The organism is Escherichia sp. MOD1-EC5189, assembly GCF_002966045.1.
Classification (GTDB): domain Bacteria; phylum Pseudomonadota; class Gammaproteobacteria; order Enterobacterales; family Enterobacteriaceae; genus Escherichia; species Escherichia coli_F.
The window spans coordinates 36,976-60,152 of sequence record NZ_PTRX01000013.1 but is presented as its reverse complement, the minus strand read 5'-3'; the positions used below and the strand labels follow the sequence as shown (position 1 = coordinate 60,152).

General features: G+C 50.8%; 18 protein-coding genes. 10 read left to right on the top strand and 8 right to left on the bottom strand.

Translation table 11 applies throughout. From position 1 onward, the window contains the following. Positions 1–165 precede the first annotated feature (165 nt). From ATB02_RS13220 to ATB02_RS13205, 4 genes are all read right to left on the bottom strand, one after another. Positions 166–1,440: a DUF1479 domain-containing protein gene (locus ATB02_RS13220; RefSeq protein ID WP_105271716.1), complete on the bottom strand. Its 1,275-nt coding sequence runs from the start codon at positions 1,438–1,440 to the stop codon at positions 166–168. 151 nt (positions 1,441–1,591) lie between these two features. Beyond that, a complete protein-coding gene (gene ybiV / locus ATB02_RS13215) occupies positions 1,592–2,407 on the bottom strand; it encodes a sugar-phosphatase YbiV (protein WP_105271715.1) in 816 nt (271 codons plus the stop codon). Positions 2,408–2,551: 144 nt separating this feature from the next. Next, positions 2,552–4,984 (bottom strand): glycyl radical protein, encoded by a 2,433-nt coding sequence (locus ATB02_RS13210; RefSeq protein WP_103253279.1) that lies wholly within the window; start codon positions 4,982–4,984, stop codon positions 2,552–2,554. 5 nt (positions 4,985–4,989) lie between these two features. Further along, on the bottom strand, positions 4,990–5,889 hold the full coding sequence (locus tag ATB02_RS13205) for a glycyl-radical enzyme activating protein (RefSeq protein WP_105271714.1): 900 nt from the start codon (positions 5,887–5,889) through the stop codon (positions 4,990–4,992). Between the two features lie 129 nt (positions 5,890–6,018). On the opposite strand from ATB02_RS13205, the gene fsa reads away from it, so the two are divergent. Then, a complete protein-coding gene (fsa, locus tag ATB02_RS13200) occupies positions 6,019–6,681 on the top strand; it encodes a fructose-6-phosphate aldolase (protein ID WP_105271713.1) in 663 nt (220 codons plus the stop codon). Between the two features lie 178 nt (positions 6,682–6,859). Here fsa and moeB read toward each other — a convergent pair whose 3' ends face one another. Continuing rightward, positions 6,860–7,609, bottom strand: a complete 750-nt coding sequence (moeB, locus tag ATB02_RS13195) for a molybdopterin-synthase adenylyltransferase MoeB (RefSeq protein WP_105271712.1) — start codon at positions 7,607–7,609, stop codon at positions 6,860–6,862. After that, complete coding sequence (moeA, locus tag ATB02_RS13190; RefSeq protein WP_001550883.1) at positions 7,609–8,844, bottom strand: molybdopterin molybdotransferase MoeA; 1,236 nt, start codon at positions 8,842–8,844, stop codon at positions 7,609–7,611. Before moeA ends, moeB begins: the two co-directional genes overlap by 1 nt. A 203-nt stretch (positions 8,845–9,047) precedes the next feature. On the opposite strand from moeA, the gene iaaA reads away from it, so the two are divergent. The 7 genes from iaaA (at position 9,048) to ATB02_RS13155 (ending at position 19,143) form a co-directional block, all read left to right on the top strand. Continuing rightward, a complete protein-coding gene (gene iaaA, locus ATB02_RS13185; RefSeq protein WP_000513758.1) occupies positions 9,048–10,013 on the top strand; it encodes a beta-aspartyl-peptidase in 966 nt (321 codons plus the stop codon). Beyond that, positions 10,000–11,871, top strand: coding sequence for a glutathione ABC transporter ATP-binding protein GsiA (gsiA, locus tag ATB02_RS13180; RefSeq protein ID WP_105271711.1), 1,872 nt, complete (start codon positions 10,000–10,002; stop codon positions 11,869–11,871). Before iaaA ends, gsiA begins: the two co-directional genes overlap by 14 nt. 19 nt (positions 11,872–11,890) lie before the next feature. Continuing rightward, on the top strand, positions 11,891–13,429 hold the full coding sequence (gene gsiB, locus ATB02_RS13175) for a glutathione ABC transporter substrate-binding protein GsiB (protein WP_105271710.1): 1,539 nt from the start codon (positions 11,891–11,893) through the stop codon (positions 13,427–13,429). A 17-nt stretch (positions 13,430–13,446) separates the two neighbouring features. Beyond that, entirely contained in the window at positions 13,447–14,367 is a 921-nt protein-coding gene (gsiC, locus tag ATB02_RS13170; protein ID WP_032183818.1) for a glutathione ABC transporter permease GsiC, read from the top strand. A 2-nt stretch (positions 14,368–14,369) separates the two neighbouring features. Next, on the top strand, positions 14,370–15,281 hold the full coding sequence (gene gsiD, locus ATB02_RS13165) for a glutathione ABC transporter permease GsiD (protein WP_001218007.1): 912 nt from the start codon (positions 14,370–14,372) through the stop codon (positions 15,279–15,281). 177 nt (positions 15,282–15,458) lie between these two features. Continuing rightward, positions 15,459–17,807: a sensor domain-containing phosphodiesterase gene (locus ATB02_RS13160; protein ID WP_105267122.1), complete on the top strand. Its 2,349-nt coding sequence runs from the start codon at positions 15,459–15,461 to the stop codon at positions 17,805–17,807. Between the two features lie 7 nt (positions 17,808–17,814). Further along, on the top strand, positions 17,815–19,143 hold the full coding sequence (locus tag ATB02_RS13155) for a GGDEF domain-containing protein (RefSeq protein WP_105271709.1): 1,329 nt from the start codon (positions 17,815–17,817) through the stop codon (positions 19,141–19,143). A 46-nt stretch (positions 19,144–19,189) separates the two neighbouring features. On the opposite strand, the gene rimO is transcribed toward ATB02_RS13155, so the two are convergent. After that, positions 19,190–20,515: a 30S ribosomal protein S12 methylthiotransferase RimO gene (gene rimO / locus ATB02_RS13150; RefSeq protein ID WP_000049367.1), complete on the bottom strand. Its 1,326-nt coding sequence runs from the start codon at positions 20,513–20,515 to the stop codon at positions 19,190–19,192. 212 nt (positions 20,516–20,727) lie between these two features. On the opposite strand from rimO, the gene bssR reads away from it, so the two are divergent. Both bssR and yliI read left to right on the top strand, forming a co-directional pair. Continuing rightward, complete coding sequence (gene bssR / locus ATB02_RS13145) at positions 20,728–21,111, top strand: biofilm formation regulator BssR (protein WP_000497137.1); 384 nt, start codon at positions 20,728–20,730, stop codon at positions 21,109–21,111. Positions 21,112–21,221: 110 nt separating this feature from the next. Further along, entirely contained in the window at positions 21,222–22,337 is a 1,116-nt protein-coding gene (yliI, locus tag ATB02_RS13140; protein ID WP_105271708.1) for an aldose sugar dehydrogenase YliI, read from the top strand. On the opposite strand, the gene gstB is transcribed toward yliI, so the two are convergent. Next, positions 22,334–22,960: a glutathione S-transferase GstB gene (gene gstB, locus ATB02_RS13135; RefSeq protein ID WP_000631897.1), complete on the bottom strand. Its 627-nt coding sequence runs from the start codon at positions 22,958–22,960 to the stop codon at positions 22,334–22,336. The genes yliI and gstB overlap by 4 nt on opposite strands. Positions 22,961–23,177 lie beyond the last annotated feature (217 nt).

The window sequence follows — 23,177 nt, the reverse complement described above, 5'->3', positions numbered from 1 at the left end:
GCTACGCTTATCAGGCCTGACAGTGTATCGCAATATATTGAATTTGCATGATTTTGTAGGTCGGATAAGACGGTCACGCCGCATCCGGCATGAACAAAGCGCACTTTGTCAGCAATCTGAGCAACACCGAACCTGCTTTCTTAACCTCACATCAATTCACTTCTACTAATCCATCACCACTCCAACATCCATGCCCAGCGCGCGATTACCGTGAATGTTCAGATCCTCCAGTGTAAAGCGGCCTTCCCAGTTTGCTTCATAATCTTCCCGCGGGAAGTCGCCAGGTGATGCGCCTTTTTCCAGCGCCATTTTGACTTTGTGTGCATAAGCCCGATTTTTCTCGCACATTGGCGCAGCAGGGATATACATCACATTCCCCCAGCCTTGTTGATTATTTACCGATGCGACGGAGTGGATCACGTCGCAGTGCCACCAGACGGAATCCCCCGCTGTAATAGCTGGAATGGAAGTGAGTGCTTTAATCAGTAGTGGATGCCATTTCTCTGAAATGGGCAGAACTTTGCCAGGAGCGACCCCACAGAACTCATCGTCCGGTACGTCATCCAGCAGTGGGCGCAATAAAACATACGCCATCGCTTCCGGGATTGGCACCACATGCAATAATCCCTGTCCTGGTAACATATCGGAAAGCGCCGTCCAGCCTTGAAAAGTGCGGAACACCGAACATTTTGTGGTGTTATCCACCGTGTACTCTTCAACATCAGTACGGTATGCAGCATCCCACGGATCGTAATCGTCGACATTACCGTTGAAAACATGGGCAAAAACACGCTGATAAGCGGGTAATAACCAACGTTCCAGCGCCCCAGAATCAGTGTGTGCACCCAGACCTTTAGACGTCGTGCCTGGTGGGCGGCGGCGGATCCTGTCCGGATAGATCACGCTAATATCGGGATCAAACCACTGCTTGCCGTTGCTTTCAGACTTCCACAGGCGGTTAAGGAAAGATTGCACCGCCGCCATATTGTCACTTTGTCGCGCCTGCATTTGTGCCTGCGACCAGTAAATAGGGTAGATTTCAGGACGAGATGCCTCCAGCGATCCAAAGAAGCTGTCGCCGGGACCTTTATAAACATCATCAAAATGATTGGCATCAAGATAGTCAAGCATTGCGCGATCCCATGCCAGTGCCCGTTCGCGGGGGAAATGGCCTTTAATTACTGCACAGCCGCGACGTTTAATTTCATTGCGCGTGGCTTCACTCACTGTACCTGCTGCAACGTCGCTATATGGGACTTCCGGCCAAACCGGTAATCCTTGCCCTTTGAGGGCGTCTATTTCTGCTACACGTGCATCGATTTTTGCAGAGAGTTTATCGAAGACCTGTTGTACATCGCCGATCTGTTGTCGCAGCTCCGCTTTCATCTTACGGATAGCCGTTTTCGCATCTGTTGGCAGTGTCTCATAGGTAAAAGTCATATCAACCTCACAACTTTCGTTCGAAAGTAAAAATAGTTATGATTGATACTTTAAGTTAAAAATAAGTTAACGCAAGATGAAAATTTTGAGTAAGTGCACAAAGTGAGCAAAAAAGAGAGATGCCGGAACGATTGCTCCGGCCGGGAAAAGGTTACTTATTGAAAGGAGCGGTGTTATCCAGCACCGCCTGAATCACATTCAGTGCGCCTTCATGATTATTATCATCGGTAGCATAACGGGCGATTTGTTTAATATTTTCCGCAGCATTGCCCATCGCAAAGGAATAACGCGCCATTTTCAGCATCTCCGCATCGTTACCGCTGTCGCCAATCGCTACCACATTTTGCGGCGACAGAGCCCAGCGTTTCAGTAATCGCGAAATACCGTTTGCTTTATGCAGCCCGGGAATAATCAGGTCGATAAAGCCAAAACCGCTGGTGACGGGCTTCATAATGCCATCGAGCGTAATATGCAGTTTGTCGATCACTAACGGGATTTGTTCGTCAGGCAGGTTGAGCGAAAACTTGAACAGTACATCATCAATATCCTGGTAATCTTTCACAGGTTTCAGACGATGGTAGTGTTTTGCCATTAGCGCGACGAATGCTTCTGGCGCATTCTCACTGACATACGCGCTTTGCAAACCGCAGGCAACAAAATTGAGCTGCTTGTCTTTCAGCAGTTCACCAATGACAACTCTTGATTCATGTCGGGTCAGTTCGCCGTGGAACAGTTGCTTGCCATGTTCGTAAACCAGTGCGCCGTTTTCCGCGACAAAAGAGATCTCATCTTTTAGCTCAGGAAAGAAGGAAATAAGCTGGTAATACTGATTACCGCTGGCGACAACGAACTCAATGCCGCGCTTTTTAAGTTCCTGATACTGCGCCATAAAACGTGGTTGGTTGTACGTTTTGGCGTCGTTAAGAAAAGTACCGTCCATGTCTGTGACGATAACTTTTACGCTCATAGGTGTGCTCCTGGCTCGAAAATGAAACCGTAACAGTGTAATAACAATGTGACGCAGAGCACAAATTATATTTCGAATGAAAGTGAGAGCGGAATTGATGATGTGAATGATTTGGCCCGGCGACGACGCCGCCGGGCTGAGGGATTACAGCATGTGTTCGGTACGGGCGATGATATCGTCTTGTGCGTCTGGAGAGAGTGCGGTGAAGAAGGCGGAATAACCCGCTACGCGTACCACCAGATCGCGGTATTGATCCGGATGTTTCTTCGCCTCCAGCAATGTTTCGCGGGAAACAATGTTGTACTGAATATGCCAGCCTTTATGCACCTCAAAGAAGGTACGTAGCAGGATCATCAGTTTCTGCTTGTCAGATTCGTTCTCCAGCGTTGCCGGATTCAGTTTCTGGTTGAGCAACACGCCGCCGAGAATCGCTGCCGTAGGCAGTTTACCCACCGAGCCAATGACCGCAGTAGGGCCAAGATGATCAGTACCGGAAGCCGGGCTTGCGCCTTCTGCCAGCGGGGTGTGGGCTTTACGCCCGTCCGGCGTTGCCATAGTTTGCGCGCCAAACGGTACGTTAGCGGAGATAGACGACGTACCCGCGTAATAGTTGCCGCCAATCGGACCACGACCGTAGCGCGGATTATGGTACTGCTTCAGTTCGTCGATATAGGTCTGATAAGCGCGAGCCAGCAGCGTATCGACAGTATCATCGTCGTTGCCGTACTTCGGCGCGCCGTTAATCAGCCGCTGACGCAGCTGCTCGTGCGTCAGGCCGTCGAAGTCATCCGCCAGTGCGGCAGCCAGTTGTTGCTGACCAATCGCGCCCTGTTCAAACACCAGTTTCTTCACTGCCGCCAGGCTGTTGCCGAGGTTAGCAATGCCGACCTGCAGGCCCGATACCCAGTCATATTTCGCGCCGCCTTGCTTGATACTTTTCGCTCGCTCAATGCAGTCATCCACCAGCGCCGAGCAGAGAATATCGTGCACGTTCTCTTCCAGCATGGTGTCGACGACATATTCGATTTCGATTGATTTACGGGTGTAATAACGGATTTGCGTGTCCCACGCGTCCATCACTTCATCGAAGTTGTTGAAGTTACCCGCTGACAACGCTTTTTCTTGTGGCAGGAACACTTTGCCGCTGGTGGCATCACGACCGCCTTCCAGCGCCGCCAGCATCACGCGGGCGAAGTTGATAAAGCTCATCCCGGTGCAGCGATAGCCCCATTTACCGCCGACAGCGGTTTCGATACAACCAATTGCTGCGTAGTCGTAAGCGTCCTGCGGTTCAATACCGAGTTTAATAAATTCCGGGATGACAATTTCGTCGTTGTTGAACGCCGGCATCCCGAAGCCGCAGCGAATCACCTGTACGCAGGCATCGAGGAAATCGTTACTCATTCCCGCGTGGTAGCGCACGCTGAGGTTAGGCTGCGTCGAACGCAGGCGACCGCAGGATTCAAGGATCGCGTAAGAGAGTGGATTCACCGCGTCCATCGGCTGACCATCAACCAGATTTTGCCCGCCAATGGTGACGTTCTGATACAGCGGACTTCCCGCAGAGGCTTTTGAGTGCGAGCCGGAGCGGATCTTGTTCACTTCCAGCAGTTTCAGCCAGCAGCTATGTAGCATCTCGATGGCGTGTTCACGATCCAGTGTCTGGTTCAGTTCAACGTCGCGGCGATAGTACGGGTAGAGATACTGGTCCATACGACCAAACGATACTGAGTGACCGTTAGATTCGATCTGCAAAATCAACTGGATGAAGTAGCACAGTTGCAGCGCCTGCCAGAAAGTCTGCGGCGGCTGGTGGGCGATAAGGTCGCAGTTTTCGGCCATCGCCAGCAGTTCATCGCGACGGCTTTCGCGGGGTTCGGTAGCGGCCATTTCACGCGCCAGGGCAGCGAAACGTTCAATATGTTCACTGACCGCCACCAACACGATATCAATCGCTTTCAGGAATTGCTCGCCGTGCAGATCTTCCAGCACGGTCAGGTTAATACGCATGCGGCGCTCCGCCACTTTCTCGCGCAGACCATCAAGCCCTTTTTCCAGCAACAGTGGGAAATTGACCGCCAGGTGCGCATCGCCGGAGGTCATATTACCTTCCGCTTTAATGATACCGGTCGCCAGCAGGCCTTTTTGCTCATCGGTAAACATGCCATAGCAGCGATCCTGTACCGTCTGACCGCGCCACCAAGGGCACACTTCATGCAGAACGCGTTTGTTCTCTTCGCTCACCGCAAAACCTGCACCCGGACGATCCGCCAGATCATCAATCTCTTTTTCGATCCAGGAGACGGTATATTCCGGGAAGATCGGCGCGGCGCGAACTTCGCTTGCCTGGTTGCCGATGATCAACTCATCGTGCTTGATCCAAATAGTGCGATTCGCCAGGTGATGGGCCAGCGCCAGAGCGCGACGTACCGGGATCGGCTTATCGAGATGTTGTTGATACATCTCGGTATAGTGCTGCGCGCGCTCGGTACAGACCGGCGGTTTCACAATATTCACCAGCGCATTTTTGTGCGCTTTAATGCGGTCGCTGAGCGTGTCCAGTTTCAGTGTGGTCATGGTTGTTATCCTCGTAAGGTCGCGGTTAACCCTTTCTGGCAGGCATACTGCAGGGCAAAGTCGAGCAGTTCTGGCGCATCAAGCGGTTTTTCCGGGGCGTCATAGGGCAGATTAAGTAAGTGATATTTGTTAATGCCCAGCGTGTGGTAGGGCAGGAAATGAATTTCGCCGACGTGCAGCTCGTCGGCGGCAAAATCGGTAATGGCTTTCACAGAGGTTTCATCGGCATTAAAGCCCTGAATCAACGGCACGCGGATGATGATTTTTTTCCCCGCCGCTGCGAGTTTTTTCAGGTTATCCAGCACTCTGGCGGCGTTACCGTCGGTCCACTGTTTAAACGGCACGTCGGCAACGTGTTTTAAATCGGCAAGAAACAGATCGATATACGGCAGAGAAGGGGCGATGTATTTCCACGGCACATGCAGACAGGTTTCTACCGCAGTATGAATACCGGCTTCCTGGCTGGTTTGCAGTAGCCCCATCGCCATTTCCGGCTGCATAAACGGCTCACCACCGGAAAGCGTTAAGCCGCCGCCGCTGCGATCGTAAAACGGTTTGTCGCGCAGAACGGTCGCCATGATCTCCTCAACGCTTTTCACTTCACCACACACGGTTAACGCCTGTGTCGGGCAGCAGTCGGTTAACGCCGTCAGATGCTCCGGGGTTAACTTTTCCCGATGAATAAGCAAACCATTCAGCGCGCGCTCAATCGCTTCCGGCGCGGTCTTAGCGCACAGCTCGCAGCCTTCCAGACACAGACGTGCGTCATACAGCAGATCCTGCGTGCGGGCGCGGCTTTCTGGGTTCTGACACCAGCGGCAGCCCAGTGAACAGCCTTTAAGAAAAACGACCGTGCGGATACCGGGGCCGTCATGGGTCGAGTAGCGCTGAATATTGAAAATCATAGTTGCCTCTCTGTTTCGTTCAAACATTAAAATACTTTCGAATGAAAGTTTGATTGATGTGCGTCAACTGTTCAGAGAGTTTTCCCGTGATAGTCTACATTCAGACAAAAAGTACATTTTGAGGATGGTATGGAACTGTATCTGGATACTTCAGACGTTGTTGCGGTGAAGGCGCTGTCACGTATTTTTCCGCTGGCGGGTGTGACCACTAACCCAAGTATTATCGCCGCGGGTAAAAAACCGCTGGAGGTGGTACTTCCGGAGCTTCACGAAGCGATGGGCGGTCAGGGGCGTCTGTTTGCCCAGGTAATGGCTACCACTGCCGAAGGGATGGTGAATGATGCATGTAAACTGCGTTCTATCATTGCGGATATCGTGGTGAAAATCCCGGTGACCGCTGAGGGCCTGGCAGCCATTAAAATGTTAAAAGCGGAAGGGATTCCGACGCTGGGAACCGCGGTATATGGCGCGGCACAAGGGCTGCTGTCGGCGCTGGCAGGTGCGGAGTACGTTGCGCCTTACGTCAACCGAATTGATGCTCAGGGCGGTAGTGGTATTCAAACTGTGACCGATTTGCACCAGTTATTGAAAATGCATGCGCCGCAGGCGAAAGTGTTAGCCGCAAGTTTCAAAACCCCGCGTCAGGCGCTGGACTGCTTACTGGCAGGATGTGAATCAATTACTCTGCCACTGGATGTGGCGCAGCAGATGATTAGCTATCCGGCAGTTGATGCCGCCGTGGCGAAGTTTGAGCAGGACTGGCAGGGGGCTTTTGGCAGAACGTCGATTTAACAGGACGTTCTGCATCCTCATAAATTGCTGATGACGTGGCGGAGTGCACCGATGCTTGCCGCGCCTGGAAATCTGCGCCCGAACCGTAGGCCAGATAAGGCGTTCACGCCGCATCTGGCGTCTGGAGCAAATGCCTGATGCGACGCTTGTCGCGACTTATCAGGCCTGGGGCTGGCAATTACTGCCCGCACACCTCACACCCCGGATTACGCATCAGTTTCATTTCACGGAACTGACAGGTCATCGCATCGTACATGACGATTTTGCCGCTGGCAGGCTTGCCATAACCTGCCAGCAGTTTGATCGCTTCCATTGCCTGCAACGAACCAATCACCCCAATCAACGGCGCCATTACGCCCGCTTCCACGCAGGTTAGCGCGTTCTCACCAAACAAACGGCTAAGGCAGCGGTAGCAAGGTTCGCCGTCCTGATAAGTGAAGACCGTGATTTGCCCTTCCATACGAATTGCCGCCCCGGAAACCAGCGGCACCTTTGCGGCAAAACAGCCAGCGTTCAATTGATTACGTACCGCAACGTTATCCGTGCAGTCGAGCACCAGATTGTGTTCAGCGATCAATGCAGCAAGCTCCACGTCATCAAGCAACGCATTTACCGGCGTAATCGCGATATGTGGATTGATCCGCGCCAGTGCGTCTCGGGCGGATTCCACCTTCGGTTGCCCGACCGTGGCATCACTGTGCAGAGTCTGGCGTTGCAGATTCGAGAGCGAAACCGTGTCGAAGTCGAGCAGCGTCAGGTTGCCGACACCGGAGCTTGCCAGATACTGCGAAGCTGCACAGCCGAGTCCACCGAGGCCGACGATCAGCACACGAGAATCTTTTAGCGCCTCCTGACCGTCAAAATCAAAACCGCGCAGAATGATTTGCCGGTTGTAGCGCAGCATCTCCTGATCGCTGAGTTCCGCCATTACAGGCCTCCGAATAACGCGTTAAACGGTTCTACTTCCACCCATTCGCCCGCTTCTACATTGCCGCGCTCGCGTTCCAGTACGATAAAGCAGTTGCCGAGGCTAAAAGAGCTAAATATATGTGAGCCCTGATGCCCGGTGGTGGTGACTTCCAGTTCACCGTCAGCATTGCGTTGCAGCACACCACGTTGGAAATCAAGGCGACCAGGCGTTTTCTTGAGGCGAGAAGCCGTGCGTACGCGCTGACGCGCTGGCAGGCCGCTGGCGGTGTTGCCGCTCAATTTTGCCAGTAACGGCTGTACCAGTTGATAGAAGGTCAGCGTTGCTGAAACCGGATTACCCGGCAGGCCGCAGAACCAGCTATTGCTGAGTTTACCGAACGCGAACGGTTTACCCGGTTTAATCGCCAGCTTCCAGAAGGCGATTTCACCCAGCTCTTCGAGAATGGTTTTGGTGTAATCCGCTTCACCAACCGATACACCGCCGGAACTGATCACCACATCTGCCTGGCTATCAGCTTCAATAAATGCGGCGCGCAGGGCGTGTGGATCGTCGCGGATAATCCCTAAGTTGATTACCTCGCAACCCAGCTGTTCTAACATCAGGTGCACGGCGAGACGGTTGGTATCGTAGATTTGGCCGTCGCCCAGCGGCTGGCCTGGCAACTGGAGTTCATCACCGGTAGAAAACAGCGCTACACGCACTTTACGAATCACCGGAACTTCGGCAATCCCCAGTGAAGCAATTACTGGCAGCTCTGCGGTAGTCAGGCGTGTTCCCGCTGGGAAAACAACCGCACCCGCAGAGATATCTTCACCGCGACGGCGAATATTTTGCCCGCTACGCACTTCAGCAGTAAAACGCACGCCAGCGTCAGTCTGTTCGGTCTGTTCCTGCATGACCACAGCTTCACAGCCTTCCGGTACCGGTGCGCCGGTCATAATACGAATGCAGGTGCCCGCAGGCCATTCACCATGATACGGCTGACCGGCAAAGGATTTACCGGCAACGGGCAGCGGTTGACCGGAGGCAATATCGGCTAAACGCACCGCGTAGCCGTCCATAGCGGAGTTATCAAACCCCGGGACATCCAGTGGCGAAACGACATCGCTCGCCAGAATACGACCAAAACACTGTACCAGTGGCAGCGTTTCCTGGGCGGTCAGTGGGGTAACGCGAGAAAGCATCTCATTAAGCGCGGTGTCGAGCGACATCAATCCGGTGGTAAATTCCATGAAAACACTCCTGCGGAGGCAAAATCGAATTTGCCTATTATGTCAGAAAAACGCCACAGACTGTATGCCACCTCGGGCGTAGCGCTGGCTCCTGCCTTTACATGCCATATCCATCTTTCTATATTCAAAAATTGAATGAGTAATTCATAAAAATTCTGATATTTATAGCAAAAGTGGCGAGCCACCCTTAATGGACGAATACTATGGGCAAAGCAGTCATTGCAATTCATGGCGGCGCAGGTGCAATTAGCCGCGCGCAGATGAGTCTGCAACAGGAATTACGCTACATCGAGGCGCTGTCTGCCATTGTTGAAACCGGGCAGAAAATGCTGGAAGCGGGCGAAAGTGCGCTGGATGTGGTGACGGAAGCGGTGCGTCTGCTGGAAGAGTGTCCACTGTTTAACGCCGGAATTGGCGCAGTCTTTACGCGAGATGAAACGCATGAACTCGACGCCTGTGTGATGGATGGTAACACCCTGAAAGCCGGTGCGGTGGCGGGCGTGAGTCATCTGCGTAATCCGGTTCTTGCCGCCCGGCTGGTGATGGAGCAAAGCCCGCATGTGATGATGATTGGCGAAGGGGCAGAAAATTTTGCATTTGCTCATGGCATGGAGCGCGTCTCGCCGGAGATTTTCTCCACGCCTTTGCGCTATGAACAACTCCTGGCAGCGCGCGAGGAAGGGGCAATGGTCCTCGACCATAGCGGTGCGCCACTGGATGAAAAACAGAAAATGGGCACCGTGGGGGCCGTGGCGTTGGATTTAGACGGCAATCTGGCGGCAGCCACGTCCACGGGCGGAATGACCAATAAATTACCCGGACGAGTTGGCGATAGTCCCTTAGTGGGTGCCGGATGCTACGCCAATAACGCCAGTGTGGCGGTTTCATGTACCGGCACGGGCGAAGTCTTCATCCGCGCGCTGGCGGCATATGACATCGCCGCGTTAATGGATTACGGCGGATTAAGTCTCGCGGAAGCCTGCGAGCGGGTAGTAATGGAAAAACTCCCTGCGCTTGGCGGTAGCGGTGGCTTAATCGCTATCGACCATGAAGGTAACGTCGCGCTACCGTTTAACACCGAAGGAATGTATCGCGCCTGGGGCTACGCAGGCGATACGCCAACCACCGGTATCTACCGTGAAAAAGGGGACACCGTTGCCACACAGTGATGAACTTGATGCCGGTGATGTGCTGGCGGTTGAAAATCTGAATATTGCCTTTATGCAGGAGCAGCAGAAAATAGCTGCGGTCCGCAATCTCTCTTTTAGCCTGCAACGCGGTGAGACGCTGGCAATTGTTGGCGAATCCGGCTCTGGTAAGTCAGTGACTGCGCTGGCACTGATGCGCCTGTTGGAACAGGCGGGCGGTTTAGTGCAGTGCGATCAAATGCTGTTGCGGCGGCGCACTCGCGAAGTGATTGAACTTAGCGAGCAGAGCGCTGCACAAATGCGCCATGTGCGCGGTGCGGATATGGCAATGATATTTCAGGAGCCGATGACATCGCTGAACCCGGTATTTACTGTGGGTGAACAGATTGCCGAATCAATTCGTCTGCATCAAAACGCCAGTCGTGAAGAAGCAATGGTCGAGGCGAAGCGGATGCTGGATCAGGTACGCATTCCGGAGGCACAAACCATTCTTTCACGTTATCCGCATCAACTCTCTGGCGGGATGCGCCAGCGAGTGATGATTGCGATGGCACTGTCATGCCGCCCGGCGGTGCTGATTGCCGATGAGCCAACCACCGCGCTGGATGTCACTATTCAGGCGCAGATCCTGCAATTAATCAAAGTATTGCAAAAAGAGATGTCGATGGGCGTTATCTTTATCACTCACGATATGGGTGTGGTGGCAGAGATTGCCGATCGGGTACTGGTGATGTATCAGGGCGAGGCGGTGGAAACGGGTAGCGTCAAACAGATTTTTCATGCACCACAACATCCTTACACCCGTGCGCTGTTAGCTGCTGTCCCGCAGCTTGGTGCGATGAAAGGGGGAGATTATCCCCGACGTTTCCCGCTCATATCGCTTGAACATCCAGTGAAACAGGAACCACCCCTCGAGCAGAAGACGGTGGTGGATGGCGAACCTGTTTTACGGGTGCGTAATCTGGTTACCCGTTTCCCTTTGCGCAGTGGTTTGTTGAATCGCGTAACGCGGGAAGTGCATGCCGTTGAGAAAGTCAGTTTTGATCTCTGGCCTGGCGAAACGCTATCGCTGGTGGGCGAGTCTGGCAGCGGTAAATCCACTACCGGGCGGGCGTTGCTGCGCCTGGTCGAATCGCAGGGCGGCGAAATTATCTTTAACGGTCAGCGAATCGATACTTTGTCACCCGGCAAACTTCAGGCATTGCGTCGCGATATTCAGTTTATTTTTCAGGACCCTTACGCTTCGCTGGACCCACGTCAGACCATCGGTGATTCGATTATCGAACCGCTGCGCGTACACGGTTTATTGCCAGGTAAAGAAGCGGCTGCACGCGTTGCGTGGTTGCTAGAGCGCGTGGGCCTGTTACCTGAACATGCCTGGCGTTACCCGCATGAGTTTTCCGGCGGTCAGCGCCAGCGCATCTGCATTGCTCGCGCGTTGGCATTGAATCCAAAAGTGATCATTGCCGACGAAGCCGTCTCGGCGCTGGATGTATCTATTCGCGGGCAGATTATCAACTTGTTGCTCGATCTCCAGCGTGATTTCGGCATTGCGTATCTGTTTATCTCCCACGATATGGCCGTGGTAGAGCGGATTAGTCATCGTGTGGCGGTGATGTATCTCGGACAAATTGTTGAAATTGGTCCACGGCGCGCGGTCTTTGAAAACCCGCAGCATCCTTATACGCGTAAATTACTGGCGGCAGTTCCGGTCGCTGAACCGTCCCGACAACGACCGCAGCGTGTACTGCTGTCGGACGATCTTCCCAGCAATATTCATCTGCGTGGCGAAGAGGTTGCAGCCGTCTCGTTGCAATGCGTCGGGCCGGGGCATTACGTCGCACAACCAACATCAGAATACGCATTCATGCGTAGATAACATTCAGGCGGAGAATAAAATGGCAAGAGCTGTACACCGTAGTGGGTTAGTGGCGCTGGGCATTGCGACAGCGTTGATGGCATCTTGTGCATTCGCTGCCAAAGATGTGGTGGTGGCGGTAGGATCGAACTTCACCACGCTCGATCCATATGACGCGAATGACACGTTATCTCAGGCCGTAGCGAAATCGTTTTACCAGGGGCTGTTCGGTCTCGATAAAGAGATGAAACTGAAAAATGTGCTGGCGGAGAGTTATACCGTTTCCGATGACGGCCTTACTTACACCGTGAAACTGCGGGAAGGAATTAAATTCCAGGATGGCACCGATTTCAACGCAGCGGCGGTAAAAGCGAATCTGGACCGGGCCAGCGATCCGGCGAATCATCTTAAACGCTATAACCTGTATAAGAATATTGCCAAAACGGAAGCGATCGATCCGACAACGGTAAAGATTACCCTCAAACAGCCGTTTTCAGCGTTTATTAATATTCTTGCCCATCCGGCGACCGCGATGATTTCACCGGCAGCGCTGGAAAAATATGGCAAGGAGATTGGTTTTCATCCGGTGGGAACCGGGCCGTATGAACTGGATACCTGGAATCAGACCGATTTTGTGAAAGTGAAAAAATTCGCGGGTTACTGGCAGCCAGGATTGCCCAAACTGGACAGCATAACCTGGCGTCCGGTGGCGGATAACAACACCCGCGCGGCAATGCTGCAAACCGGTGAAGCGCAGTTTGCTTTCCCCATTCCCTACGAGCAGGCCGCACTGCTGGAGAAAAACAAAAATATCGAGTTGATGGCCAGTCCGTCAATTATGCAGCGTTATATCAGTATGAACGTGACGCAAAAGCCGTTCGATAACCCGAAGGTCCGTGAGGCGCTGAATTACGCCATTAACCGCCCGGCGCTGGTGAAAGTAGCCTTCGCGGGCTATGCAACGCCAGCTACTGGTGTGGTACCGCCGAGTATCGCCTACGCGCAAAGTTATCAACCGTGGCCTTACGATCCAGTGAAAGCGCGCGAATTACTGAAAGAGGCGGGATATCCCAACGGTTTCAGCACCACGCTGTGGTCGTCACATAACCACAGCACCGCGCAGAAAGTGCTGCAATTTACCCAGCAGCAGTTAGCGCAGGTCGGGATTAAAGCCCAGGTGACTGCGATGGATGCCGGACAGCGGGCGGCAGAAGTTGAAGGTAAAGGGCAAAAAGAGAGCGGCGTGCGGATGTTCTACACTGGCTGGTCGGCTTCAACCGGCGAAGCTGACTGGGCACTATCGCCGCTGTTTGCCTCGCAGAACTGGCCACCGACGCTGTTTAATACCGCGTTTTACAGCAATAAACAGGTGGATGACTTCCTGGCTCAGGCACTGAAAACTAATGATCCGGCAGAAAAGACCCGTTTATATAAGGCGGTGCAGGATATCATCTGGCAAGAGTCGCCGTGGATCCCGCTGGTGGTAGAAAAACTGGTGTCGGCACACAGTAAAAACCTGACCGGTTTTTGGATCATGCCAGACACCGGTTTCAGCTTTGAAGACGCGGATTTGCAATAAGCAACGCAGGGAGTGGAATGCTTAATTACGTTATCAAACGCTTACTGGGGTTGATTCCGACGCTGTTTATCGTCTCGGTGCTGGTGTTTTTATTTGTCCATATGCTGCCCGGCGATCCGGCGCGATTGATTGCCGGGCCCGAAGCTGATGCGCAGGTTATAGAACTGGTGCGTCAGCAGCTGGGGTTGGATCAGCCGATGTATCACCAGTTCTGGCACTATATCAGCAATGCTGTGCAGGGGGATTTTGGCCTGTCGATGGTGTCGCGTCGTCCCGTTGCCGATGAGATTGCCAGCCGCTTCATGCCTACTCTATGGTTGACTATTACCAGTATGACCTGGGCGGTGCTGTTCGGCATGGGGGCTGGTATTATCGCCGCTGTCTGGCGTAACCGTTGGCCGGATCGATTAAGTATGACTATCGCGGTATCAGGGATTTCATTCCCGGCATTTGCGTTAGGAATACTGTTGATTCAGGTTTTCTCAGTTGAACTTGGCTGGTTACCCACCGTAGGTGCAGACAGTTGGCAGCACTACATTTTACCCTCCCTGACGCTCGGCGCGGCAGTGGCAGCCGTGATGGCGCGCTTTACCCGCGCATCGTTTGTCGACGTTTTAAGCGAAGATTATATGCGTACCGCGAGGGCGAAAGGGGTGAGCGAAACCTGGGTCATCCTCAAACACGGGTTACGCAATGCGATGATCCCGGTAGTGACCATGATGGGCTTACAGTTTGGCTTTTTACTCGGTGGTTCCATTGTGGTGGAGAAAGTCTTCAACTGGCCCGGACTTGGACGCTTACTCGTCGACTCCGTAGAAATGCGCGATTACCCGGTGATTCAGGCGGAAATTCTGCTTTTCTCGCTGGAATTTATTCTTATCAACTTAGTGGTGGATGTGCTTTATGCCGCCATTAACCCGGCTATCAGGTACAAGTAAGGATGCGAATATTTAACTGGCGACGTCAGGCGGTGTTAAACGCCATGCCATTGGTTAAACCTGACCAGGTACGCACACCGTGGCATGAATTCTGGCGACGATTTCGCCATCAGCATATGGCGATGGCCGCCGCATTATTCGTCATTTTATTGATTGTGGTGGCCATTTTTGCACGCTGGATCGCCCCCTATGACGCCGAAAATTTTTTCGATTATGACAATCTGAATAACGGACCTTCTTTGCAGCACTGGTTTGGCGTCGATTCACTGGGACGCGACATTTTCAGCCGTGTCCTGGTTGGTGCGCAAATCTCGCTGGCGGCGGGCGTGTTTGCCGTGTTTATCGGTGCGGCGATCGGGACGTTGCTGGGCTTGCTGGCGGGATATTATGAAGGCTGGTGGGATCGGCTGATCATGCGCATTTGCGATGTGCTGTTTGCCTTCCCGGGTATTTTGCTGGCCATCGCTGTTGTTGCGGTGTTGGGAAGCGGCATCGCTAACGTGATTATCGCCGTTGCCATTTTTTCCATCCCCGCGTTTGCCCGACTGGTGCGCGGCAATACGCTGGTGTTGAAACAGCAAACCTTTATTGAGTCAGCACGCAGTATTGGTGCCAGCGATATGACCATTTTATTGCGTCATATTCTGCCTGGGACCGTCTCTTCTATCGTGGTGTTTTTCACCATGCGCATCGGCACCTCGATTATCTCTGCCGCCAGCCTGTCATTTCTCGGCCTCGGTGCGCAGCCGCCGACACCAGAGTGGGGAGCAATGCTCAATGAGGCACGAGCGGATATGGTTATCGCGCCGCATGTCGCTGTTTTTCCGGCCCTGGCTATTTTTCTGACCGTACTGGCGTTCAATTTGTTGGGTGATGGTTTACGCGATGCGCTGGATCCGAAAATTAAAGGATAGTTACGTTTGAATATTGCTTGAAAGGGTAATCACCTCACAGGAAATTATTGCCCTAAGCAAGTGTTGTAACTTTCTGCTGATTTTGTAGAATCGGGTAATTTGGTTAAAAAGCCGCAGCAAGGGACTGTTTTTGCAGCGGCACGGCGTTCAGATAGTTATTTTGTTAAATGTATTAACATGCTGAGTTTATACGAAAAGATAAAAATAAGGTTGATAATTTTATTTTTATTGGCAGCGCTGTCATTTATTGGTCTTTTTTTCATCATTAACTATCAACTGGTATCGGAACGCGCGGTAAAACGTGCCGATAGCCGCTTTGAACTTATTCAGAAAAACGTTGGCTATTTCTTTAAAGATATTGAACGTTCGGCCCTGACATTAAAGGACTCACTGTATTTATTAAAAAATACAGAGGAGATTCAACGCGCTGTGATCCTTAAAATGGAAATGATGCCATTTTTAGACTCGGTGGGACTGGTACTTGATGATAATAAATATTATCTCTTTTCGCGGAGGGCAAATGATAAAATCGCTGTTTATCATCAGGAACAAGTAAATGGACCGCTTGTCGACGAGTCAGGGCGGGTTATTTTTGCCGATTTTAACCCATCGAAACGACCGTGGTCTGTGGCTTCAGATGACTCTAACAACAGCTGGAATCCGGCATACAATTGCTTTGATCGTCCGGGTAAAAAATGTATCTCTTTTACGCTACGCATCAACGGCAAAGATCACGATTTGTTAGTGGTGGATAAAATTCATGTCGATTTAAACTGGCGATATCTGAACGAGTATCTTGATCAAATCAGCGCTAATGATGAAGTTCTATTTTTGAAACAAGGCCATGAGATCATTGCCAAGAATCAACTCGCTCGTGAAAAACTGATTATTTATAATAGCGAAGGCAATTATAATATTATTGATTCTGTCGATACTGAATATATCGAAAAAACATCAGCGGTGCCAAACAACGCATTATTCGAAATCTATTTTTATTATCCTGGCGGTAATTTATTGAACGCATCAGATAAACTTTTTTATCTGCCGTTTGCTTTCATTATTATCGTATTGCTGGTGGTTTATTTAATGACCACTCGTGTGTTCCGTCGGCAATTTTCTGAAATGACCGAGCTGGTTAATACGCTGGCATTTTTGCCCGACTCAACGGATCAAATCGAGGCTCTGAAAATTCGCGAAGGCGATGCGAAAGAGATTATCAGCATCAAAAATTCGATCGCGGAAATGAAAGATGCCGAAATTGAACGGTCAAATAAATTGCTCTCACTGATCTCTTACGATCAGGAAAGCGGTTTTATTAAAAATATGGCGATTATTGAGTCAAACAATAATCAGTATCTGGCTGTGGGGATCATCAAACTGTGTGGTCTGGAAGCCGTGGAAGCGGTGTTTGGTGTTGATGAACGCAATAAAATCGTCAGGAAATTGTGTCAGCGAATTGCCGAGAAATATGCGCAATGCTGCGATATCGTGACATTCAATGCCGATCTCTATTTACTTCTGTGCCGGGAAAATGTACAGACATTTACCCGTAAAATAGCGATGATAAACGATTTTGACAGCAGCTTTGGCTACCGCAATCTGCGCATCCATAAGTCTGCCATTTGTGAACCGTTGAAGGGAGAAAACGCCTGGAGTTACGCAGAAAAACTGAAACTGGCGATTTCCAGTATCCGTGACCATATGTTCTCAGAGTTTATTTTCTGTGATGACGCGAAACTCAACGAAATAGAAGAGAATATCTGGATTGCGCGTAATATTCGCCATGCCATGGAAATTGGCGAACTATTCCTGGTCTATCAACCGATTGTTGATATTAACACCCGCGCCATTCTGGGCGCGGAGGCGTTGTGCCGTTGGGTGTCTGCGGAGCGGGGGATCATTTCACCGCTGAAGTTCATTACCATTGCTGAAGATATCGGGTTTATCAATGAGCTGGGTTATCAAATTATTAAAACCGCGATGGGTGAATTCAGACATTTTAGTCAGCGTGCGTCGCTGAAGGACGGTTTCTTACTGCATATTAATGTTTCGCCCTGGCAGTTAAACGAACCACACTTTCATGAGCGTTTTACCACCATCATGAAAGAAAATGGCCTGAAGGCGAACAGCCTCTGTGTTGAGATCACTGAAACTGTGATCGAGCGAATTAATGAACATTTTTATCTCAATATTGAACAACTGCGTAAACAAGGGGTACGGATATCGATTGATGACTTTGGCACCGGTTTGTCAAACCTGAAACGTTTTTATGAAATTAATCCAGACAGTATAAAAGTGGACTCGCAATTTACCGGCGATATTTTCGGTACTGCGGGGAAAATTGTGCGCATTATTTTCGATCTGGCACGCTATAACCGGATCCCGGTGATTGCGGAAGGCGTAGAGAGCGAAGACGTTGCGCGCGAATTAATCAAATTAGGATGTGTTCAGGCTCAGGGGTATCTGTACCAGAAACCCATGCCGTTCTCCGCCTGGGATAAAAGTGGAAAATTAGTAAAAGAGTAGTTTACGTATGTCCAGAATCAATAAGTTCGTACTTACAGTCAGTCTGCTGATTTTTATCATGATTTCAGCAGTTGCCTGCGGGATCTACACTCAAATGGTAAAGGAACGGGTGTATGGCCTGAAACAGTCCGTTATTGATACTGCTTTTGCGGTGGCAAATATTGCTGAATATCGGCGTAGCGTGGCAATTGATCTCATCAACACGCTAAATCCCACGGAGGAACAGCTGTTGGTTGGCTTGCGCACAGCTTACGCCGACTCGGTTTCACCCTCTTATTTGTACGATGTCGGTCCTTATCTGATTTCCAGTGACGAATGTATTCAGGTAAAGGAGTTCGAGAAAAATTATTGTGCAGATATTATGCAGGTTGTTAAGTATCGACATGTCAAAAATACAGGGTTTATCTCTTTTGACGGTAAAACCTTCGTCTATTACCTCTATCCGGTAACTTACAATCGCAGTCTGATATTTTTGCTTGGTCTGGAGCGTTTTTCGTTACTGTCAAAATCGCTGGCGATGGATAGCGAGAACCTGATGTTCTCCCTGTTCAAGAACGGTAAATCGGTGACCGGTGATGAATATAACGCTAAAAACGCCATCTTCACCGTTTCGGAAGCAATGGAGCACTTCGCCTATTTGCCGACCGGATTGTACGTATTTTCGTATAAAAAAGACGTTTATTTTCAGGTATGTACGTTGATTATTTTCTTTGCTGCATTGGTGGCAGTGATATCGGGTGCTAGCTGCCTTTATCTGGTACGCAGAGTGATTAATCGTGGCATTGTGGAGAAAGAAGCCATTATTAATAACCATTTTGAACGCGTCCTGGACGGTGGGCTTTTCTTCTCGGCTGCCGATGTCAAAAAACTCTACAGTATGTATAACTCGGCGTTTCTGGACGACCTGACCAAAGCAATGGGCAGAAAATCCTTTGATGAAGATTTAAAAGCCCTCCCGGAAAAAGGCGGCTATCTGTGTCTTTTTGATGTCGATAAATTCAAAAACATTAACGACACCTTCGGTCATTTGCTGGGCGATGAAGTGTTGATGAAAGTGGTGAAAATCCTTAAATCACAGATCCCGGTAGATAAAGGTAAAGTCTACCGCTTCGGAGGTGACGAATTTGCGGTGATTTATACTGGCGGCACGCTGGAAGAGTTGCTATCGATTCTAAAAGAAATCGTTCATTTCCAGGTGGGAAGCATTAATTTAAGCACCAGTATCGGTGTAGCGCATTCAAATGAATGTACTACCGTCGAACGCTTGAAAATGCTGGCGGATGAGCGGCTGTATAAGAGTAAGAAAAACGGCAGGGCGCAGATTAGCTGGCAGTAATCATTATTAGCAGGCAGGGCAAATGATGTTGCCCTGCCTGAATTAATTAAACCCGGCTACCCCACAAATCGTACTCATCGGCGTGCTCGACTTTCACTCGCAGGATATCACCCGGCTTAACGTTAGTTTCACCATTGAGATAAACCGCGCCGTCGATTTCTGGTGCATCTGCCATGCTGCGACCAATCGCGCCTTCTTCGTCCACTTCGTCGATAATCACCAGAATTTCACGGCCCACTTTCTCTTGCAGGCGCTCGGCGGAAATCTGCTGCTGCAGCTGCATGAAACGGTTCCAGCGTTCTTCTTTCACTTCTTCCGGAACCTGGTCAGGCAGGGCATTGGCGTCTGCGCCTTCAACCGGGCTGTATTTAAAGCAGCCAACGCGATCCAGACGTGCTTCTTTCAGGAAATCGAGTAGCATCTGGAAATCTTCTTCCGTCTCGCCAGGGAAGCCGACAATAAAGGTTGAGCGCAGGGTCAGTTCCGGGCAGATTTCGCGCCACTGTTTGATGCGCGCCAGTTGGCGATCTACAGAACCCGGACGCTTCATCAGTTTGAGAATGCGCGGGCTGGCGTGTTGCAACGGGATATCCAGATACGGCAGGATTTTGCCTTCCGCCATCAGTGGGATGACGTCGTCCACGTGTGGATAAGGGTAAACGTAGTGCAGACGTGTCCAGATCCCCAGTTTCGATAACTGTTCACACAGGCTGACCATGCTGGTTTTTACCGGCTCGCCGTTGTGGAAGCCAGTACGATGTTTAACATCGACGCCATAGGCGGAAGTATCCTGCGAGATCACCAGAATCTCTTTAACGCCCGCATCAACCAGTCGTTTCGCTTCACTTAACACTTCGCCAATCGGACGGCTCACCAGATCGCCGCGCATAGACGGAATAATGCAGAAGGTGCAGCGGTGGTTACAGCCTTCAGAAATTTTCAGATAGGCATAATGACGCGGCGTCAGTTTCACACCTTGTTCTGGCACCAGGCTCAGGAACGGGTTGTGTTTCGGTTTTGGCACGTAGTGATGAACGTGCTCCAGAACCTGCTCATAGCTATGAGGCCCGGTGATTTCCAGCACTTTCGGGTGGACTTCGCGGATCTGATCTTCTTTCGCCCCCAGACAACCGGTCACAATTACCTTGCCGTTTTCATTCAACGCTTCGCCAATGGCTTCCAGTGATTCTTGTACCGCGCTGTCAATAAAGCCGCAGGTATTGACGATCACCATGTCCGCATCGTCATAGCTCGGTACCACGTCATAACCTTCGGTGCGTAGTTCGGTGAGAATACGCTCTGAATCGACAAGGTTTTTCGGACAGCCAAGGGAAACAAAGCCGATTTTCGGCTGGGGAGTTACTTTGCTCATAGCTTAAAAAATATTCAGTTACAGGAAAGGTCAGGGCAGGGATTCTACAGAGTTCTGGATAAAATTTGTATCGCAATCTCATTCGCTGGCGGAGGCGAAGGAAATGTAAATTTTGTTAATTCGGCGTGAAGAATTGATCCTGGACAGCATTTTGCTCAAAAAATAGCCATACTATTTAATTGCAACAAGGCTGGAAAGAGGAGGATCGAAGTATGTTCGTTGACAGACAGCGAATCGATCTGCTGAACCGGTTGATCGACGCACGCGTTGACCTCGCTGCATACGTGCAACTGAGGAAGGCAAAAGGATACATGTCCGTCAGCGAAAGCAATCATCTACGAGATAACTTTTTTAAACTGAATCGCGAACTGCACGATAAATCGCTGCGGTTGAATCTTCATCTGGATCAGGAAGAGTGGAGTGCTCTTCATCATGCTGAAGAAGCATTAGCGACAGCCGCAGTATGTTTGATGAGTGGGCACCATGATTGCCCGACTGTTATTACCGTCAACGCCGATAAGCTTGAAAATTGTCTGATGAGCTTAACGCTGAGTATCCAGAGCCTGCAGAAGCACGCCATGCTTGAGAAGGCCTGAAAACTAAGGGGGAGAAAGCGTCTCCCCCTTCATGTTTAAGTTTTTGTAAAAATGAATTTGTTATCTCCTCCACTGACTACGCTTTAAGCCAGAGTCAATCCGGAGGCGTTATGCAGAGACAATCCTTTTTCCTTGTGCCCCTTATCTGTCTTTCTTCTGCTCTCTGGGCAGCTCCTGCAACGGTAAATGTCGAAGTACTGCAAGACAAACTCGATCACCCCTGGGCGCTGGCCTTTTTACCCGATAATCACGGCATGTTAATCACCCTGCGCGGCGGTGAGTTACGTCGCTGGCAAGCAGGAAAAGGATTATCTGCGCCGCTTTCCGGAGTGCCGGAAGTTTGGGCGCACGGGCAGGGCGGCTTAATGGATGTGGCTTTAGCACCTGATTTTGCCCAGTCGCGCCGCATCTGGTTAAGCTATTCCGAAGTTGGCGATGATGGCAAAGCCGGAACTGCCGTGGGGTATGGTCGTTTAAGTGATGATCTCTCAAAAGTGACCGACTTCCGCACCATTTTTCGCCAGATGCCAAAATTGTCTACCGGCAACCATTTTGGCGGGCGGCTGGTATTCGACGGTAAAGGTTATCTTTTTATTGCTCTGGGCGAAAACAATCAGCGCCCGACGGCGCAGGATCTGGACAAATTACAGGGCAAACTGGTGCGTCTTACTGACCAGGGCGAGATCCCGGATGATAATCCTTTTGCCAGGAGATCCGGTGAGCGCGCCGAGATCTGGTCTTATGGCATTCGTAATCCGCAAGGAATGGCGATGAATCCGTGGAGTAATGCACTGTGGCTAAATGAACATGGCCCACGCGGTGGTGATGAAATTAATATCCCGCAAAAAGGCAAAAACTACGGCTGGCCGCTGGCAACCTGGGGAATCAATTATTCAGGCTTTAAAATACCGGAAGCGAAAGGGGAGATCGTCGCCGGGACCGAGCAACCTGTTTTTTACTGGAAAGATTCGCCCGCCGTGAGCGGCATGGCCTTCTATAACAGCGATAAATTCCCCCAGTGGCAGCAAAAATTATTTATTGGCGCGCTGAAAGATAAAGATGTCATTGTGATGAGCGTCAACGGCGACAAAGTGACAGAAGATGGCCGTATTTTAACGGACAGAGGGCAGCGAATTCGTGATGTTCGCACTGGACCAGACGGTTATTTATACGTTCTCACCGACGAGTCCAGTGGGGAATTACTTAAAGTTAGCCCACGCAATTAGCTAACGGGAATCATCACCACTTTGCGCACTGCGGGGCGTTCAGTGAGTTGCTGATACCAGCGTTGCAGATTTGGACGCGGTGTCCAGGTCAGGCCAACGTTAAACAAATTGTAGATGAACGGTGCGATAGCGATATCGCCCACACCAAACTCGTCGCCGGAGAACCATTTTACTTTTGCCAGTTCCGCATCGAGCAGGGCAAACAGGGCGTCGCACTCTTTACAACTGGCATCAATGGCGGCCTGATCGCGCTCTTCCGGTGGTGTTCTGACTAATCCCATCAGGATCCCGCGATGGGCATTGCTGAGCGTCTGGTTTGCCCAGTCCATCCATTTTTCCGCTTCTGCGCGGCGTGCCGGTGAGTCGATCCACAGGCGGTTTTGCCCATACTGTGCCGCCAGATAGCGGACAATGGCGTTTGATTCCCAAAGGATGAGATCACTTTCGTCGTCACGCAACAACGGCACCAGCCCGTTAGGGTTCATCGCCAGAAAATCAGCATCGTGGTTTACCCCAAACTCACGGCCCGCGAGAATTTGCTCATAAGGTAGTTCCAGTTCTTCGAGCGTCAGCAATACTTTTTTTACGTTGGTTGAATTATTCCGACCCCACAGCGTAATCATACTTACCCCTTTTCCGACAGGCAGCCACAGGCTGAACAGGACTTTGATGGTGAAGTAAAGTTAACTTTTAAGCAACAGCTGGCAAAAAAATGACGGCAGAAGCAGCGAAGCGGCAGGATATTGCATAAACTTTAAAAACTTTACCAACTTACGGTTTCTTTAAGTTTGTGTGTGCGTTATTAATCACCGAACTTATCATACGGCGATATAACGTATT